Annotated in this window: 18 protein-coding genes; 17 read left to right on the top strand and 1 reads right to left on the bottom strand. The window is 27.0% G+C overall.

Annotated elements, in window-relative coordinates; genetic code table 11:
- Positions 1-129: 129 nt before the first annotated feature.
- The 10 genes from htpG (at position 130) to ACQPVP_RS07930 (ending at position 10452) form a co-directional block, all read left to right on the top strand.
- Positions 130-1983: a molecular chaperone HtpG gene (gene htpG / locus ACQPVP_RS07975; protein ID WP_430848849.1), complete on the top strand. Its 1854-nt coding sequence runs from the start codon at positions 130-132 to the stop codon at positions 1981-1983.
- A gap of 226 nt (positions 1984-2209) precedes the next feature.
- On the top strand, positions 2210-3052 hold the full coding sequence (locus ACQPVP_RS07970) for a pyridoxamine kinase (RefSeq protein ID WP_430848847.1): 843 nt from the start codon (positions 2210-2212) through the stop codon (positions 3050-3052).
- Positions 3036-3545, top strand: a complete 510-nt coding sequence (locus tag ACQPVP_RS07965; protein ID WP_430848845.1) for a TIGR04002 family protein — start codon at positions 3036-3038, stop codon at positions 3543-3545. Before ACQPVP_RS07970 ends, ACQPVP_RS07965 begins: the two co-directional genes overlap by 17 nt.
- Positions 3546-3577: 32 nt before the next feature.
- Positions 3578-4357, top strand: a complete 780-nt coding sequence (locus ACQPVP_RS07960) for an endonuclease/exonuclease/phosphatase family protein (RefSeq protein ID WP_430848843.1) — start codon at positions 3578-3580, stop codon at positions 4355-4357.
- A 143-nt stretch (positions 4358-4500) separates the two neighbouring features.
- Entirely contained in the window at positions 4501-5052 is a 552-nt protein-coding gene (locus ACQPVP_RS07955; protein WP_430848841.1) for an ECF-type riboflavin transporter substrate-binding protein, read from the top strand.
- A gap of 131 nt (positions 5053-5183) precedes the next feature.
- Positions 5184-6890 (top strand): ABC transporter ATP-binding protein, encoded by a 1707-nt coding sequence (locus ACQPVP_RS07950; RefSeq protein WP_430848839.1) that lies wholly within the window; start codon positions 5184-5186, stop codon positions 6888-6890.
- Positions 6887-7714 carry an energy-coupling factor transporter transmembrane component T family protein gene (locus ACQPVP_RS07945; RefSeq protein ID WP_430848837.1) on the top strand — a complete coding sequence of 276 codons (828 nt, stop codon included), beginning with the start codon at positions 6887-6889 and terminating at the stop codon, positions 7712-7714. The genes ACQPVP_RS07950 and ACQPVP_RS07945 overlap by 4 nt, the downstream gene beginning before the upstream one ends.
- Before the next feature lie 210 nt (positions 7715-7924).
- Complete coding sequence (gene lexA / locus ACQPVP_RS07940; RefSeq protein ID WP_430848835.1) at positions 7925-9349, top strand: transcriptional repressor LexA; 1425 nt, start codon at positions 7925-7927, stop codon at positions 9347-9349.
- Positions 9350-9443: 94 nt separating this feature from the next.
- Positions 9444-9650 carry a hypothetical protein gene (locus ACQPVP_RS07935; protein ID WP_430839133.1) on the top strand — a complete coding sequence of 69 codons (207 nt, stop codon included), beginning with the start codon at positions 9444-9446 and terminating at the stop codon, positions 9648-9650.
- Between the two features lie 94 nt (positions 9651-9744).
- Entirely contained in the window at positions 9745-10452 is a 708-nt protein-coding gene (locus ACQPVP_RS07930) for a DUF3784 domain-containing protein (protein ID WP_430848833.1), read from the top strand.
- Positions 10453-10465: 13 nt separating this feature from the next.
- Here the strand turns inward: ACQPVP_RS07930 and ACQPVP_RS07925 are convergent, their stop codons facing one another.
- Positions 10466-10822 (bottom strand): DUF1622 domain-containing protein, encoded by a 357-nt coding sequence (locus tag ACQPVP_RS07925; RefSeq protein WP_430839131.1) that lies wholly within the window; start codon positions 10820-10822, stop codon positions 10466-10468.
- 150 nt (positions 10823-10972) lie between these two features.
- On the opposite strand from ACQPVP_RS07925, the gene ACQPVP_RS07920 reads away from it, so the two are divergent.
- The 7 genes from ACQPVP_RS07920 (at position 10973) to ruvA (ending at position 17778) form a co-directional block, all read left to right on the top strand.
- A complete protein-coding gene (locus ACQPVP_RS07920; protein WP_430848831.1) occupies positions 10973-11584 on the top strand; it encodes a DNA-3-methyladenine glycosylase in 612 nt (203 codons plus the stop codon).
- Positions 11585-11658: 74 nt separating this feature from the next.
- A complete protein-coding gene (locus ACQPVP_RS07915; protein WP_430848829.1) occupies positions 11659-12039 on the top strand; it encodes a hypothetical protein in 381 nt (126 codons plus the stop codon).
- Between the two features lie 49 nt (positions 12040-12088).
- Positions 12089-12532: a peptide-methionine (R)-S-oxide reductase MsrB gene (gene msrB / locus ACQPVP_RS07910; RefSeq protein WP_430848827.1), complete on the top strand. Its 444-nt coding sequence runs from the start codon at positions 12089-12091 to the stop codon at positions 12530-12532.
- A 125-nt stretch (positions 12533-12657) separates the two neighbouring features.
- On the top strand, positions 12658-14859 hold the full coding sequence (locus tag ACQPVP_RS07905; RefSeq protein ID WP_430848825.1) for a stage V sporulation protein D: 2202 nt from the start codon (positions 12658-12660) through the stop codon (positions 14857-14859).
- A 16-nt stretch (positions 14860-14875) separates the two neighbouring features.
- The gene (spoVE, locus tag ACQPVP_RS07900; protein WP_430848823.1) at positions 14876-16039 is read left to right on the top strand and encodes a stage V sporulation protein E; all 1164 of its coding nucleotides are present in this window, start codon (positions 14876-14878) and stop codon (positions 16037-16039) included.
- A gap of 63 nt (positions 16040-16102) precedes the next feature.
- Positions 16103-16972, top strand: coding sequence for a DegV family protein (locus ACQPVP_RS07895; protein WP_430848821.1), 870 nt, complete (start codon positions 16103-16105; stop codon positions 16970-16972).
- 200 nt (positions 16973-17172) lie between these two features.
- Positions 17173-17778, top strand: coding sequence for a Holliday junction branch migration protein RuvA (gene ruvA, locus ACQPVP_RS07890; RefSeq protein ID WP_430848819.1), 606 nt, complete (start codon positions 17173-17175; stop codon positions 17776-17778).
- Positions 17779-17784: the final 6 nt, after the last annotated feature.

The raw sequence follows: 17784 nt of genomic DNA, 5'->3' as shown, positions 1-17784 counted from the left end.
ATATAATTATTATTTTCATTAATATAAATTAAATAATAAATCATAAATTGACTAAAATAGGATATAGTAAATATTGACATAACTTTTTCTATTTACTAAAATTATTTCATATAAGAGGAGGAATTGTTTATGGAGAAAAATAAAGGAAATATATCAATTCATACGGAAAATATTTTCCCAATTATTAAAAAGTGGCTTTATTCAGATAAAGATATTTTTATAAGAGAGCTTATTAGTAATGGGTGTGATGCAATAAGCAAATTAAAAAGGCTAACAACTTTAGGAGAAGCAAATATAGACCAAAATCAAAAATATAAAGTTTTAGTTACTGTTAATAAAGAAAATGGTACATTAAAATTTATTGATAATGGAATTGGAATGACTGAAGAAGAAGTGAAAAAATATATTACTCAAGTTGCTTTTTCTGGAGCAGAGGATTTTATAAATAAATATAAAGATAGAATAGATGATGATAAGGATATAATAGGACATTTTGGACTTGGTTTTTATTCAGCATTTATGGTAGCTAAAAGAGTTCAAATAGATACCTTATCATATTTAAATGGATCAGAAGCTGTAACTTGGGTTTGCGATGGTGGAACTGAATATGAAATATATCCATCTGAAGACAGAAAAGAAAGAGGAACAACTATTACTTTATATGTAGATGACGATAGTAAAGAATTTTTAGAAGTTTATAAGGTTAGAGAAATTATAGAGAAGTATTGTTCTTTCCTACCTACAGAAATATACTTAGAAGAAGAAGGAAAAGAAGAGAAAGAAGAGGATAAAAAGCCTTTAAATGATACAACTCCATTATGGATGAAGTCTCCAAAGGATTGTACAGATGAAGAGTATAAAGATTTTTATAAAAAAGTATTTTTAGATTTTAATGATCCTTTATTTTGGATTCATTTAAATGTTGATTATCCATTTAATTTAAAAGGAATATTATATTTTCCTAAATTAAAGCATGAATTAGAAGCAACAGAAGGACAAGTGAAACTTTATAATAATCAAGTTTTTGTAGCAGATAATATTAAAGAAGTTATACCAGATTTCTTATTATTACTAAAAGGAACAATAGATTGTCCTGACTTACCATTAAATGTTTCAAGAAGTTTCCTTCAAAAAGATAAAGACGTTATGAAGATTTCTAAACATATAGTTAAAAAGGTAGCAGATAAATTAATAGGACTTTATAAAAATGAAAGAGAAAATTTCAATGGTTTTTGGAAGGATATACAAATATTCATTAAATATGGATGCCTAAGAGATGAAAGTTTTTATGAAAAAATTAAGGACATAATTGTTTTTAGAAAATTAAATGGCGAGTATATTACTTTAAAAGAATATCTTGAAGAAAATAAAGAAAAACATGAAAATAAGGTGTTCTATGTAACTGATGAAAAGCAACAATCTCAATATATTAAGATGTTTAAGGAAGCTAACTTAGATGCTTTAGTATTAGATTGTTCTTTAGATAATCATTTTATTAGTTTCTTAGAATCCAAAGAATCTGGGGTTACTTTTGCAAGAATAGACTCTGATATTTCAGAAACTTTAAAAGGTGATGAAACAGAAGAACTAAAGGATTTAAATGAAAAAATAGAAAATTTATTTAAAGAAGTAGCTTCTAATGATGTAAAAGAAATAAAAGTTGAAAGTCTTAAGAATTCAGAAACACCAGCAATGATTTTAGTTTCAGAACAGTCTAGAAGAATGGCTGAAATGAGTAAAATGTTTGGTGGTATGGATATGCCTAATATGTTCAGCGAAGAAAGAACTTTAGTAATAAATAATAATAATCCAATTATTAAGAAGCTAACTAATGTAAGTTTAGAAGATAAGGAAAGGATTAATTTAATATGCAATTATATATTAGACCTTGCTTTATTATCAAATAAGGAATTAACTTCTCAAGAAATGGATAGCTTTATTGATAGAAGCAATAAATTATTAAAATTGGTAATAGATTTATAAAAAATAAATATAAAATTAGTTTTAATAGGGATAATAGATTTTTAATTTATTATCCCTAATTTCATTCTTTTTAGTTAGTAAGTGCTTATATTAATTTTGTGATAACTTGGAGCTTACTGCTAAATGAGGGAAATTATATAGAAATACTCATATTGTATCGATACAATGGACAAAGTTTAACTATTGAATTATTATAAAGTAAATAAATTTAGAAGTAGGTGCACTTATGAATAAAGTTAAAAAGGTAGCAACAATTAATGATTTATCAGGAGTTGGAAGATGTTCTTTAACGGCAGCAATACCAGTTTTATCTGTATTAGGGGTTCAATGCTGCCCTTATCCAACAGCTATATTATCATGTCATACTGGGTTTGATAATTATACTTTTTTAGATATCACTAATGAAATGATTAGTTATAAGGAGGCCTGGGATAGCTTAAATATAAATTTTGATTGTATATATAGTGGCTTTTTAGGATCAGAAGAGCAGATAGACATAGTTTTAAATTTTGTTAAAGGAAAAGAACAAGCTTTAGTTGTAGTTGATCCTGTTATGGGAGATAATGGTGTTATTTATAATACTTTTACAGAAAATATGTGTAGTAAAATGAGATACTTGGTTTCAATTGCTAATATAGTTACACCTAATTTAACAGAAGCTTGTATTTTGACTGGTGATATATATGATAAATATAATACTAGTGATGAAAAGATAATAGAAATAGCAAAGAAAATATCTGATATGGGACCAGAAAAAGTAATTATAACTGGAATTATAAGAGAAAATAAAATTTTCAATTTTGCATATGATAAAAAAATAGGTGAATTTTTTAAAGTAGAATCGGATTTTAATCATGAGTCTTATAGTGGTACAGGGGATATATTTACATCAATTATAATTGGATTATTGTTAAATGGCCACGATTTAAACTATGCTATTAAAAATGCTACAGATTTTATATTTAAATCTATTGAGTTTACTTCAAAATTTAAATCTGATTCAAGAGAAGGAATTATGTTTGAGCCATGTTTAAAGGAGCTGATATTAATAAATGAATATAAGCAATAAAACTAAAAATATTGTATTAGCAGCACTCTTTGCAGCAATAATATGTACAACTATTGCTTTTATACCTAGAGTTCCAACCGGATTTAATGGAGGGTATATTCACTTAGGGGATACTTTTATATATTTGGCAGCTGTACTTTTACCTACACCATATGCTATGGTGGCAGCTGGAATTGGTGCTGGACTTGCAGATGCTTTAAGTGGTGGAATGGTATGGATTATAGCAACTATAATAATAAAACCTGTTATGGTGCTATTCTTTACATCTAAATCAGATAAATTATTATGCAAAAGAAATATATTAGCATTATTTATTTCTGGTTTTGTAGGATGTTTTGGTTACTATTTAGCTGGAGCTATTATATCAGGAAACTTTATTGCACCTCTAGCAACTTTATATTTAGAGGCTATACAACCTGTAGTTAGTGGTATAATATTCTTATTAGCTGGATATGCTTTTGATAATATAAAAATTAAAGAAAGAATAAATTAGCAGCAAAAAACTATAAATAACGGGGTATTACTATGAAGGTAATGACTTTTAATTTAAGAACAGACTTTCCTTTGGATATTAATAATAGATGGGATAAAAGGAAAGAAATAGTTTATAAATTAATAAAAAATAATGACTTTGATATAATTGGAGTTCAAGAATTAACTAATAAAATGTTTAATGATCTTACTTCAGAAATATTTAATTATAATTTTGTTGGAATGCCAAGAAGTAGTAAGTTTTTTATAGAAAGAAATGATATTTTAGTTTCTAATAGGCATAGAATATTAGAATATAATACTTTTTGGTTGTCTAAAAATCCTGAAAAGATAGGTAGTTCTGTTTGGTATTCTGTTTTTCCAAGAATCTGTACTACTGCATTAATTGAATTAGAAGATGGTAATATAGTTAGAGTTTATAACACACATTTGGACTTTCTATTACCTAAAGCTAGGGAATATGGACTTAAAAAAATAGGTGAATATATAGAGAATCAACATGAAAAAGATGATTACCCAGCTATTTTAATGGGGGATTTTAATTCTAGCCCTAATAGTAAAGTAATTAGAAATTTATCAGAAGGTAAATACAGTAGTAAGAAATTTATAGCTGTTCAAGATAGTAAAAAGGAAATATATTCTTTATCAACTTTAAGTAAATTTAAAGGAGCAAGAAAAGGCCTACATATAGACTATATTTTTGTTACAGAAGAGTTTGATGTTAAAAATAGTGAAATAATATACTATAACATTGATGGAAGATATCCTTCAGACCATTATCCTATTAGTGCAGAATTAGAAATTAAAGATTGACTAGTATAGAAATTATACTTGTTTAAAAAAAATATAATTTATAATTATTTAAAAATATTTATATATAATTACGAATAAAAATTTGACTCTAACAATATTGGTAGTATATACTTTAATATATTGATAAACAAAGGAGAAATGTAATGGAAAAAAATATATCTATTAAAACAATAGTTGCAATAGGAATAGGTTCGGCTGTATTTATGATATTAGGGCGCTTTGGAGCAATTCCAACAGGGATACCAAACACTAATATAGAAACAAGTTATGCATTTTTAGCCTTAATGGCAGTTTTATATGGACCGATAGCAGGATTTTCTATAGGCTTTATAGGACATGCTTTAAAAGATTTAGTTTCTACCGGTTTACCTTGGTTTAGTTGGATTATAGCATCAGCTTCTGTAGGTCTTATATTAGGATTATCATGGAGAAAATTAAAGGTTAATGAAGGAGATTTTGAAAAGAAGGAAATTATTTTATTTAACATTTATCAAATAGTTGCAAATTCTATAGCATGGCTTTTAATTGCTCCTACATTAGATATCTTTATTTATGCAGAACCATCAAATAAGGTATATTTACAGGGAATAGCAGCTGCAATTTCTAACTCAATTACAGTCGGCGTACTAGGAACTATTTTAATTTATACATATTCAAAAAGTAGAGTTAAAAAAGGAAGTTTAGATAGAGAGTAGTAATTATTTAAAATGCTAGAGACTTTAGGTTTCTAGTATTTTTTTGTATACATATTGAAAAAAATGTAGTAATATTTTAAATCGGAGACAAAGTCTTTAATATATATTTTACATGTAAAGGGAGATTTGCTATGAAAAAACCTGTAATTGAGTTCAATAACTTTACCTTCCAATACAGAGCCCAAGCAAAGCCAACATTAAATAATATAAATTTAAAAATATATGAAGGTGAAAAAGTTCTTATTGTTGGTCCATCTGGATCAGGTAAAAGTACAATTTCAAATTGTATAAATGGATTAATTCCATTTTATAATAAGGGGAATATAACAGGAAGTTTAAAAATAAATGGTAAAGAAACTAAAGAAATGAGTATTTTTGAATTATCTAATTCAGTAGGTACTGTTCTTCAAGATCCTGATAGTCAATTTATTGGATTGACTGTTGCTGAGGATATAGCTTTTAAATTAGAAAATGATTGTGTACCTCAAGATGAGATGAAGGAAAAAGTGAAAATAGCATCTGAAATTGTTGGTATCGATAATTATTTAGATTTAGCACCATATAGTTTATCGGGTGGTCAGAAACAGCGTGTAACATTAGCTGGTGTTATGGTTGGAGGTGTAGATATATTATTATTTGATGAACCGCTTGCAAGTTTAGATCCAGCTACTGGTAAAAGTGCAATTGAATTAATTGATAAAATACAAAAGAAGACAAATAAAACAATAGTTATTATAGAACATAGGTTAGAAGATGTATTGCACTGTAACGTAGATAGAATAATAGTTGTAGATAATGGAGAGATTACTGCAGATATGACTCCAAATGAACTTTTAAGTTCTAATATATTATCTAAAGTAGGAATACGTGAACCACTTTATATTACAGCTTTAAGATATGCTGGCTGTGAAGTTGTTTCGGATATTAATCCAGAGCATATAAATACATTAAATTTAGATAAATGTAAAGATAAACTTAAACATTGGTATGATGAAACAGTTGAACAAAATAATAACAAAGATAGTGAAGTTATATTAGAATTGAAAAATGTTAAATTTGGTTATGAAAAAGATAGAGAAATATTAAAAGGTATTTCTTTTAATGTGAAAAAAGGTGAAATGATTAGTATAGTTGGAAAAAATGGAGCAGGAAAATCTACAGTATCAAAGCTTATTTGTGGTTTTTATAAACCGACTGAAGGTGAAATGTTATTTAATGGAAGAAATTTAGAAAATGATACTATTAAAGAACGAGCAGAGAAAATAGGAATAGTAATGCAAAATCCAAATCAAATGATATCTAAAACAATGATATTTGATGAGGTGGCATTAGGTCTTAGAGTAAGGGGATTAAATGAAGAGGAAATTAAGGAAAGAGTATTTAACACATTAAAAATTTGTGGATTATATGAATTCCGTAATTGGCCTATTTCTGCACTAAGTTTTGGACAAAAGAAACGTGTAACCATTGCATCTATATTAGTATTAAATCCTGAGGTAATTATTTTAGATGAACCCACAGCTGGACAAGATTTTAAGCATTATACTGAAATTATGGAATTCTTAAAAGAATTAAATAAAAAAGGAGTTACAATAATTATGATAACTCATGATATGCATCTAATGCTTGAATATACAAATAGGGCTATAGTATTTTCAAATGGATTAAAATTAGCAGATGATATTGCTGCAAATGTAATAACAGATAAAAATGTTATATCTGAAGCAAATTTGAAAGAAACATCTCTATATGAGCTAGCAATAAAATCTGAATTAGATAACCCAAGACAATTTGTTAAAAAATTTATAGATTATGATAGGAGGATTAGAGGTATATGAGTAAAATGCTAGAGTATTCAAATGTAGATTCACCTATTCATAGATTAACAGGTGCAACTAAGTTAATTTCTTTTATAATATGGGCAGTAGCATCTATGATTACATATGATACAAGAATTCTTATTTTAATGTTCCTTTTAGGTATAGTTGTATTTAAAATTTCAAAAGTGGAGTTTAAACAAGTTTCATTTGTACTTTATTTTATATTAGCATTTTTATTACTAAACAATTTAGCAATTTTTATTTTCTCGCCATATGAGGGAGTACAAATATATGGAAGTAGAACAGATTTGTTTAAGATAGCAGGACCTTATACAGTAACTTTAGAACAATTATTTTATCAATTTAATATAATAATAAAATACTTTTCTATAATACCAATGGCATTGTTATTTATTGTTGCAACTAATCCAAGTGAATTTGCAGCATCATTAAATAGAATTGGTGTTAATTATAAAATAGCTTACTCTGTATCAATTGCATTAAGATATATTCCAGATGTTCAACGTGATTATCAAGATATATCATTTGCTCAGCAAGCTAGAGGAATAGATATGTCTAAAAAGGAAAAATTAACAAAAAGAATTAAAAATTCAGTTTCTATATTAATGCCATTAATATTTTCAAGCTTAGAGAGAATAGCAACTATAAGTTCAGCAATGGAATTAAGAGCCTTTGGAAAAAATAAGAAGAGAACTTGGTATAATGTAAGAAAATTTGAAAAAAGAGATTACATAACAATTGTATGTGCAATAATATTATTAATTTTAGCTATAATTGCTACTAAAATTAATAATGGAAGGTTTTATAATCCATTTGTCTAAATAGATACTAAAATAATTCTTCACTTTTAATTTTAAATTCTTAATTAGGGTTGTTTGTGCGACAGCCCATTTTTTAATTCATTTTAAAATTATAATAAAGATAACTATAATATATAATGAGTACGCATAAGTAAATGTTTGACTTATATTACTAGAAAATATATTATTAAAATACATGAATAATTGGACATAGAATTAGGTGGTGAAAAAATGGAATTTACAAATACTCAGAATAAATTTATAAGACATAAGTCTTCTGGATATCAAGTTTTAAAAGGTAAAGAAGGAACAGGTAAAAGTACGGCATCCATATATAAAGCTTTAAATCTAGAAAATAACTATTGTCTTTATGAAGATGATAAAATATTATTTGTTACGTCAAATTATAGTAAAAATAGTGAGGCTATTGAATTATATAATAAGGAAAGTAGTAGAGAATATTTCTATTCATTATTTTCATTAGATAAAAATAGAGTAAATATAGTTACTTTTGAGGAGCTTATTAATACATACTATAATGCTTATATAAGAGAAAAAGGACAAGTTTTCCAAATAATTAGTAAAAAGGAAGGCCTAACTTTATTAGAAAGCTTAGATAGTGAAATATCTTCTTTTTATAAAAAGTCTAAGTTTATTGAAAAAGCAAAATTGGAATTTTTATTAGATGAAATACTCTGGATTAAAGCTAGTAATTTTAAATTAGAAGATTATTTAGTTATAGATAGAAAAGGAAGAAAAAAAAGAATAAAGAAAAACTCATATACAAGAGAAGCAATATATATAATAAAAGAATTGTATAATAAAAAATTATCAATGGATTCTCTTATTGATGAGTATGATCATGTTTTATTTGCACTTTCATATGTTAAAAAGTTCAAAGGATTATATAGTCATATAATTTTAGATGATATAGAAAGATTAACCAAGGCTGAAATAGATTTTATTAAGTCTATATATAAAGAAAAAGATTATTCTTCATTTATTTTTATATTAAACAGCGAACTAAACAATAAGGAAAATTCTTGGATGATAAAAGGTAGGAAGTTTAATTCCTTAGGAGTTGATGTAAAAGGGAAGAGCTTTAGTTTTAAATTAAAGTTTGAAAAGAAGAAGAAGGTAATTAATACAATAGAAAAATATGAATATATTAATTTAAGAAATAAAGATGTAGTAGAATTTAATATAGATACAGCATCTAATAAAAAAGAAATATTTGATAACGAAAATACTATTTATAATGAAGAAGATTTAGTAGATTTACCTATGTTTAGTAACATAGCAGCAGGAAATCCTATTGAAATTAACGATAACATAGAAGGAAAGTTCTATTTACCTAAATATTGGCTTGAAAGAGGAAAAGATACTTTTATATTAAGAGTAAAAGGTGACTCCATGGTTGAAAAAAATATTTGTGATGGAGATTTGGTTGTAATTAAAAAACAGGAAAATGCAAATCATAATGATATAGTAGCCGCTAGTTTAGATGGAGAAGCAACGTTGAAAACATTAAATTTAAATAGTGACTCCCCTAAATTAATGCCAGCTAATTCATTATATTCACCAATAGAGCTAAGTAATAGAGATGTAAGTATTTTAGGAATTGCAATAGGTGTAATTAAGCAAGAGATAAGTTAATCTTATCTCTTTTTTGCTTTTAATAATTAAATAAAAATAAGTGACATAATATTTTATCTATAAGAATAATATAAAATAGGAAGGGGGAATATTTATGGATATGAACATATTAGTAGATCAAAAAAGAAAGATTTTAGAAAATATTAATTATGCAAAGGAAATTAAAATAAATAAAATTTCAGCACTTCTTGTCTGCAATGAAGAGGAGATACAAAAAGAACTATTATCTTGGTTAATTTTTGAAGGATATAAAGTATCGTTAATTAAGGATGATGTAAATATTCTAACAATTGAGTGGTAAACAATAATCTATTAGGATGTTGACAGTGTAAATAAAAGCAATATAATTAACATTATACGAGGTAATTATATGCTTTTGAAGGAGATTTGATATAATGAAAACTATAATTATTTTTGCTACAATTAGTTTATTATTTATAGCAATTGGATTAGCTATAAGTAAATATAGATGCTATTGGTTAATTTCTGGATATAATACTGCGTCCAAAGAAGAGCAATCTAGAATAGAAATCGAAAAAGTAGCTATGCATATGGGGAGAATGTGTTACTTAATTGCTTTAGTATTATTTATAGGTGGAATTGTTACAAACTATACAAGAATATCAATATTCCCAGTTACTATACTAATTATGTTAATAGTTTTTGGATACTTATTTTACTTGCAAAGGTTTGATCATAATAAGAAAAGCAAAGCAGAGACTATTGTATTTATTGTAATTGCTTTTATAACATTTTCTATAACTATAATAACTTTTTCTTATGGTAGAGAAACTAATGAAATTAAAATAAATGATAAAACAATAGTTATAGATGGTAGTTTTGGAACAACTATTAAAAAATCAGAAATAAGAAATATTGAATTGGTTGATGAGTTACCTAAAATATCATTAAAAGTTAATGGCTATAGTGATGGGAGTTCAATAAAAAAAGGTGATTTTAAATTGGAAAATGGAGAAAATGTAAAGTTATATATTCAAGGCAAAAGTGGACCATATATAAAAATATCTACAATAGATAATGAAATATATATTAATTATAAAGATAAAAATAAAACTATAGATTTATTGAATCTTTTAGAATAGCAAAGAAGAGCTCTTAGTTAGCTCCGTTATCTTTGCTATTTTTTCTTTGTTTAGGAGTTTCAGATTTCATTTCCCAATGAATTATTAAGGTTAAAAAGCCTCTTAAAAGAGTTATTGAACCTAAAATAATTAATTCATTCATATTTCTAATAATAACTGTCTTAAGAATTTCAGCAGCAAGCTTGAATTCTAATGCTGTTGCCATAGAGTTTGCATATTCCCATTTTAACGGATAATTAGTATTCTTAATTAAAGAATCAATGTAATGATAAAAAGCTTTTAAAGAACCTATACATATAATAAAAATACCTATTAACTCTAATATGTTAACTAAGATAGGAATTATAGTTTTTATAAATAACTCTAACATGATTACCACCTATAATAATAATTTTATATTTAGTATTCCATAAAAAATGAAAAAAATTAGTTTAATTTAAATTTAAGAAATAAATAATAATGAGTAATTTAAAATAGGATATAATAAGTATATATAATTATTATTTAATGGAGCGATGAAATGATAATAAGTGAAGAATTTTATAAAAAAGGAGCAATAGAAGTTGCAAAAAGTATTTTAGGGGATTTTCTTGTTAGAGAAGTAGACGGAAGAAAAATTAAGTCTATTATAGTTGAAACAGAAAGTTATATTGGAGCAATGGATAAAGCTTGTCATGCATATAATTACAAAAAGACAGAAAGAACTAAACCCTTATTTGAAGAAGGTGGTTTAGCATATGTTTATTTCATATATGGACTATATCATTGCTTTAATATAGTAACAAATGTGAAGGATGAACCAGAAGCTGTTTTAATAAGAGCGATAGAGCCTATAGATAGCTTTGATTATCTTGCTAATAAGAGGTATAAAAAGAATTATAATGAATTAACGAAATATCAAATAAAAAATTTAACAAACGGGCCTTCAAAGCTTTGTAGTGCATTAAGCATTACAAGGGATGATAACTATAAGAAGCTATATTTAGAGGGAGATTTATATTTAGAATATAACCCAAATAAGAATATAGAAATAGTGGAGAGTAAACGAGTAGGAATAGATTATGCAGAAGAAGCAAAAGATTTTCTTTGGAGATTTTATATAAAGGATAATCAATATGTATCTAGAAAGTAATAATTAAAAAAATGAATATTTATATTAAATAATATAAAACTATTAATGATATTTAAATTCAAGGAGGTTTTTATATGAAAATTAAAAAATCATTAGTAGTAGCTTGTTCACTTTTATTATTTTCTTTTATTTTAGTTGGTGCTGATCCAGGGCATGGTATGAATCCTAAAAGTCCTGTTGTTATTGGAGAAATCACAGAGGTTAAAGAAGGTGAAGATGGTAAATATATTATGATTACTGTAGAAGGTTATATTAAAGATACAGAGGTCTATAAAACAACATTAGTTGGAATAGTTAATGATGAAACTAAGATAATGAATTCTGCTAATGATAAAAAGGAAAACATTAAATTAGAGAAGGGTGATTTAGTATATATGAGAGTTAGTGATGCTATGACTAAATCAATTCCACCGCAAACTACAGTAAAAAGAATATTTATTACAAAGAATAAATAGAAAAATCTACATTATACATATATAATATAAAATAGGTGGAGGATGGATAATGAGTAAAAATAATAAAGAGAATTTAAGAAATAAATTAACGGATATTCAATATAAGGTTACACAAGAAAATGGAACAGAGCCTCCTTTTTCAAATGAATATTTTGATAATTTTAAGGATGGGATATATGTAGATATAGTTTCTTTAAAACCCTTATTTGTGTCAACAGATAAATTTGAATCTGGATGTGGATGGCCTGCATTTTCAAAATCTATTGATAGAAGTTTGATAGATGAAAATATAGATAGAACACATGGAATGGTAAGAACTGAGGTTAGAAGCAAATCTTCCGATTCTCATTTAGGACATGTATTTTGTGATGGACCTGAAGAACTAGGAGGATTAAGATATTGTATAAATTCTGCGGCCTTGAAGTTTATACCAAAAGAGAGGATGAAAGAAGAAGGTTATGAAGAATATTTAGTCTTATTTAAAAATAAGTAAAGGTGATTATTCACTTTTACTTTTATTTAATTTAGTATATGTAACTGATTTACATAATGATTTATTTTTTGCTATAATTAAGTAATATAGCCTATGAAATATAATTACGACCATGGGGGGTTAGGATGAATAGAAAAGTTAAAAGTGCTAAAAGAAAAAATAAAAATAGTAATAGAGTGAGGGCATTATATGTGACTTTAGGAGTTTGCTTAGTTTTTTTAATGTTAATATGCAAACTGACTTATATTATGATATATAAAAGTAAAGAGTACAGACATATGGCTCAAGGACAATGGAATGCTCAAGTAACAGTGGAAGCAGATAGAGGTGATATTACAGACAGAAATGGTGCTATTCTTGCAACTTCTATTGATGTTTACAGAGTTGACTTAGATTTAGAAGCAATAGATATCTATATAGAGGATGAAGGAATAACTAAAGATAAAGTGGCACAAAAACTATCAGAGGCGTCAGGATTAACTTTAGAAGAAGTTAATCAAAAACTAAGTTCTACAGATGAAAGTGGAAACCAAATTAAGACAAGCACCCTAATCACTGGAATAGATAAAGAATTAGCAGATAAAATTAAGAATTTGGATATATATGGAGTTGTTATTACAATTAGCCCTAAAAGATATTATCCTAATAATAATTTTTTAGCGCATGTATTAGGAAGTGTAAACTCTGATAATACAGGTTTAAATGGTATTGAGTTACAGTATGATTCAGAACTTACAGGTATAGCAGGTTATAAAATTTCTGAAGTAGATGGTAACTTAGATGAGTTACCGTTTCAAACTATAAAATATACTAGTCCTGTTGATGGTAAAAATGTTGCATTAACAATAGATGAAAATATTCAATTAATGGCTGAAAAGGCAGCTGAACAAGGATATGAAGATAATAAGGCAAAAGAAGTAACGGTAATTGTTTCGAACCCAAATAATGGTGAAATATTGGCCATGGTCAATAAGCCGGATTTTAATCCTAATACTCCATATGAAGATTATGAAAATTTCCAAGGCGATAATGATTTTGACAAACTTCAAAATATGTTCAGAAATGATGCTATAAGTGATTCCTTTGAACCAGGATCAACTTTTAAAAACTTTACCTTAGCAGCAGCTCTAGAAGAAGGAGTTGTAAGTGAAAATGATACATTTTATTGTGATGGAGGATTGAAGTTTGGGTCTACTACTATAAAATGTTGGAATACAAATGGACATGGTACTCAAACTTTAGCACAAATTTTACAAAATTCATGTAATGTTGGATTTATGGAAGTGGGAGCAAGACTTGGAAGTGAAAAATTAAAAGAGTATATAGATAAGTTTGGATTTGGTCAATTAACTGAGATTGATTTACCTGGAGAAAGTGAAGGGATAGTTAAATCAGTTAGTGATATGAGTGAGATGGATTTAGCAACTATTGCATTTGGACAAACTAATACAGTTAATAGTGTTCAATTAATACAAGCATTTAATGCTATAGCTAATGGTGGTGATTTAATTGAACCTCATGTTATGAAAGAAATTAGTTATGAAGCAAGCAACGGTACAAAAGTAATAGATGAAGTTTTTAATCCAACTGTTCAAAAAAGTGTAGTTTCAGAAGAAACAACTGCTATTCTAAGAGATTATTTAGAAAGAACTATAAATGCAGGTGGAGAAATTGGAACCTTTATGGGAGATAAGAATAGAAGAGTAGGTGGAAAAACTGGAACAGCTCAAACTGTAGATACAGAAAATGGAGGATATTCATCAGATAAGTATATAGCCTCAGTTTTATCATTATATCCAGTTGATGATCCCCAAGTGACTATATATATTAAAGTAGTTGAACCAAGTAATGGACAATATTATGGAGGACCTGTAACTACTCCGATATTGAAATCTTTACTAACAGATTTATTTAGCTATATGGATTCTGAAATATATAAAGAAAGATATACAGAAAAAAATAAGGTTATAGTTCCAGAACTAAGAGGAAAAAGTGTTAATGAAGCTAAAAAGATTTTAGAAGAATTAAATTTAAACATTGAATTAGAGGATAGTTCATCTAAAGTTACAAATATGGTACCATATCCAGGAGCTTTAGTTGAGGAAGGAGCTATTATTAGCATAAATGTATCTGATGATACTGTTGATAGTAACAAGCTGATTATGCCAGATTTAGAAGGTAAAACCTTAGGAGAAGCTACTAATATATTAAATAGTATGAATATTAGCTTTAGTACAAATGGTACTGGGGTAGTGGATGGACAAGATGTTATAGCTGGAAAACTTATAGAAAAAGATACTAAAGTAACTTTAAATTTGAAAGAATAATACGGTAGGAGATAAGATGGAAAAATTTAAAAAGTCAAATATAAAGGGGAGAAAGTCAAGTAGAAAAAGAAAAAAGTATAGTATGAAAAGCATAGATTATGCTTTGTTATGTGCTATATTAATATTATTATTTATAGGTATAGTTATGGTGTATTCATCAAGTTCATATTATGCTTTGTATCAAAAAGATGTATATAATACAGAGTTTTATTTTTATAAAGAAATAACCTGGGCTATAGTAGGTATAGTAGGTATGTTTACTACTATGTCAATAGATTATCATGTATATAAAAAGTGGACACCGTGGCTAGTATTAATTACATTAGCATTTTTAGTATTAGTTTTGCTTATTGGATCTGATATAAATGGAGCTGTTAGATGGATAAGGATTGGACCGTTATCCTTTCAGCCTTCTGAATTAGCAAAATATGTAGTTGTACTTTATTTAGCATTATTAATAGATAGAAAAAAAGGAAAGATAACCAAATTTAAAGAGGGAACAATATTTTATCTAGCTGTAGCAGGGGTTTTTGCAGGATTGATATTACTTGAGAAAAACTTAAGTATAACAGCTGTAGTTATGATGGTTGCATTTATAATGATTTTGGTTGGAGGAGCTAAAATTAGCCATTTGTTTTCATTAGTGCCTGTAGGGTTAGCAGCAGGAATTGCTTTAATATTTACTCAGAGATATAGATTAGAAAGATTAACAAGCTTTTTAGATCCGTGGGCAGATATGTCAGATAATAGCTATCAGTTAATACAGTCACTTTACGCCTTAGGATCGGGAGGTATATTTGGAGTAGGACTTGGAAATTCGAGACAAAAGGCATTGTTTATGCCAGAACCGCATAATGATTTTATTTTTGCTATTATAGGTGAGGAACTTGGTCTTATTGGTTGTATTTTTATTATTTTAATATTCATGTTTCTAGTAATAAAAGCTATATCTATTGCTATAAAATCTAGAGATAATTATGGATTCCTTTTAGCTGTTGGAATCATTTCGGTTATTGCTATTCAAGCTATAATTAATATTGCGGTTGTATCTGGTTCTATGCCAGTAACAGGTGTTCCAATGCCTTTTATAAGTTATGGTGGAACATCCTTGGTGTTTAATTTAGGGGCTATGGGTATACTACTAAACATATCTAGACAGAGTAAAGAAGAAAATTTATAATTAAGAAAATAAAAAATATGATATGAAGTGATAGAATTCATATTAGTAGAAATAGGAGTAATTATGAGAAAAATAATAATTTTCACAGATTCTTGTTGTGATTTACCTATAAGTTTTGTTGAAGAAAATAATATTCAAGTGATGCATTTAAGGGTGAATATTAAAGGTAAAGATATACCAGATGATTTAGGTGTAAGCATATCGCATAAGAATTTTTATAAGCTTATTAGAGAAGGAGAAATGCCAACAACATCTCAAGCTAATGTAAGTAATTTTGAAGAAAGCTTTAGAAAGTTTGTTAAAGAAGGGTATTCAATTATTTATATTGGATTTTCATCAGCATTAAGTGGTTGTGTAAATAGTGCAAGATTAGCAAAAGAGGCTATTGTGGAAGAAATAAAAGATGCTGATATAACAATAATTGATAGTAAGAGTGCTTCAATGGGGCTTGGGCTTATAGTGTATTATGCAACTAATATGCTTAATGAAGGAAAAAATAAAGAAGAGATAATAAGTTGGATAGAAGAAAATAAACTTAAAGTAAATCATTGGTTTACAGTAGATGACTTAAACCACTTAAAAAGAGGTGGAAGAGTTTCTAGTACAGTAGCTATTGTTGGTACAATGTTAAATATAAAACCAGTATTACATGTAGATAATGAAGGTAGATTAATTCCAATATCAAAAGTTAAAGGAAGAAAAAAATCTATAAGGGTATTACAAGGACAGTTAAAAGAACGAATTGTAAATCCAGAACAACAAGTTATTTTTATAAGCCATGGGGATTGTTTAGAGGAAGCTGAACATTTAAAAGATTTAATATTAGAAGAAGTGAATGTAAAAGATGTTATTATAAATAATGTAGGCCCGGCAGTAGGTAGCCATTCAGGACCTGGAACAGTTGCATTATTCTTTATAGGAAATGATAGGTAAGTTAGAATTGTAAATTTAAAATTCAGTATTTCAATAGAAATACTACCATAGTTTAAATTTTGCAGTATATATTGTAGATAATGAGGTTGCTTACGCAGCCTCATTTTTTGCCTTGAATTATTTTATCTATAATGATAAAGTATAGTGTAGATTAAAATTTTACAGATTATTTTATGTTGGCATAAAGAAGGGGTAGTTGTATGTACGAATACATAAAAGGAAAATATAAAGGTATAAATAGAGATTATATAATTGTGGAAAATAATGGTATGGGATATAAGGTTTTTACTTCAGGGGCAACTATGTCATCTATGCCTAAAATTGATGAAGAAGTTATGCTTTATCTTGAACAAATAGTTAGAGAAGATTTTTTAGGCCTTTATGGATTTGATTCTAAAGAAGAACTTGAAATGTTTAAACTTTTAATTTCTATAAATGGAGTTGGATCTAAAGCCGCATTATCATTACTTTCTATTAGCAGAATTAACAATCTTAGATATGCAATTATGATGGGAGATGAAAAGCATTTATGTAAAGCTCCTGGTATTGGAAAGAAAACTGCTGGTAGAATTATTTTAGAATTAAAAGATAAAATTAAGAAGGAAGATTTAGCAGAAGGCATTGAAAATGTTGGAGCTTTTGAAGATATAGCACCTGAAAATACAAGTAATATAGCTGAAGCTTTAGGTGCACTTTTAGCTTTAGGATATTCTGAAAAAGAAGCTGAGGTTGCTCTTAAAAAAGTAGATAAAACGGATAGTTTGGAGAATATTATAAAGAATTGTTTAAAAGTTCTTATGGGTTAGAGGTGA

This window comes from Clostridium nigeriense (genome assembly GCF_050585265.1).
Classification (GTDB): domain Bacteria; phylum Bacillota; class Clostridia; order Clostridiales; family Clostridiaceae; genus Clostridium; species Clostridium nigeriense_B.
Note: the sequence above shows the minus strand (reverse complement) of the source record. Positions and strands in the feature narration are given on the sequence as shown.

Coding starts and splice junctions, on each gene's coding strand:
- ACQPVP_RS07925 (WP_430839131.1), bottom strand. CDS start 10,822: ATGTTAGAGTTATTTATAAAAACTATAATTCCTATCTTAGTTAACATA.
- ACQPVP_RS07960 (WP_430848843.1), top strand. CDS start 3,578: ATGAAGGTAATGACTTTTAATTTAAGAACAGACTTTCCTTTGGATATT.
- ACQPVP_RS07930 (WP_430848833.1), top strand. CDS start 9,745: ATGAAAACTATAATTATTTTTGCTACAATTAGTTTATTATTTATAGCA.
- ACQPVP_RS07945 (WP_430848837.1), top strand. CDS start 6,887: ATGAGTAAAATGCTAGAGTATTCAAATGTAGATTCACCTATTCATAGA.
- ACQPVP_RS07920 (WP_430848831.1), top strand. CDS start 10,973: ATGATAATAAGTGAAGAATTTTATAAAAAAGGAGCAATAGAAGTTGCA.
- ACQPVP_RS07965 (WP_430848845.1), top strand. CDS start 3,036: ATGAATATAAGCAATAAAACTAAAAATATTGTATTAGCAGCACTCTTT.
- htpG (WP_430848849.1), top strand. CDS start 130: ATGGAGAAAAATAAAGGAAATATATCAATTCATACGGAAAATATTTTC.
- ACQPVP_RS07970 (WP_430848847.1), top strand. CDS start 2,210: ATGAATAAAGTTAAAAAGGTAGCAACAATTAATGATTTATCAGGAGTT.
- ACQPVP_RS07895 (WP_430848821.1), top strand. CDS start 16,103: ATGAGAAAAATAATAATTTTCACAGATTCTTGTTGTGATTTACCTATA.
- ruvA (WP_430848819.1), top strand. CDS start 17,173: ATGTACGAATACATAAAAGGAAAATATAAAGGTATAAATAGAGATTAT.
- ACQPVP_RS07950 (WP_430848839.1), top strand. CDS start 5,184: ATGAAAAAACCTGTAATTGAGTTCAATAACTTTACCTTCCAATACAGA.
- ACQPVP_RS07935 (WP_430839133.1), top strand. CDS start 9,444: ATGGATATGAACATATTAGTAGATCAAAAAAGAAAGATTTTAGAAAAT.
- spoVE (WP_430848823.1), top strand. CDS start 14,876: ATGGAAAAATTTAAAAAGTCAAATATAAAGGGGAGAAAGTCAAGTAGA.
- ACQPVP_RS07915 (WP_430848829.1), top strand. CDS start 11,659: ATGAAAATTAAAAAATCATTAGTAGTAGCTTGTTCACTTTTATTATTT.
- lexA (WP_430848835.1), top strand. CDS start 7,925: ATGGAATTTACAAATACTCAGAATAAATTTATAAGACATAAGTCTTCT.
- msrB (WP_430848827.1), top strand. CDS start 12,089: ATGAGTAAAAATAATAAAGAGAATTTAAGAAATAAATTAACGGATATT.
- ACQPVP_RS07955 (WP_430848841.1), top strand. CDS start 4,501: ATGGAAAAAAATATATCTATTAAAACAATAGTTGCAATAGGAATAGGT.
- ACQPVP_RS07905 (WP_430848825.1), top strand. CDS start 12,658: ATGAATAGAAAAGTTAAAAGTGCTAAAAGAAAAAATAAAAATAGTAAT.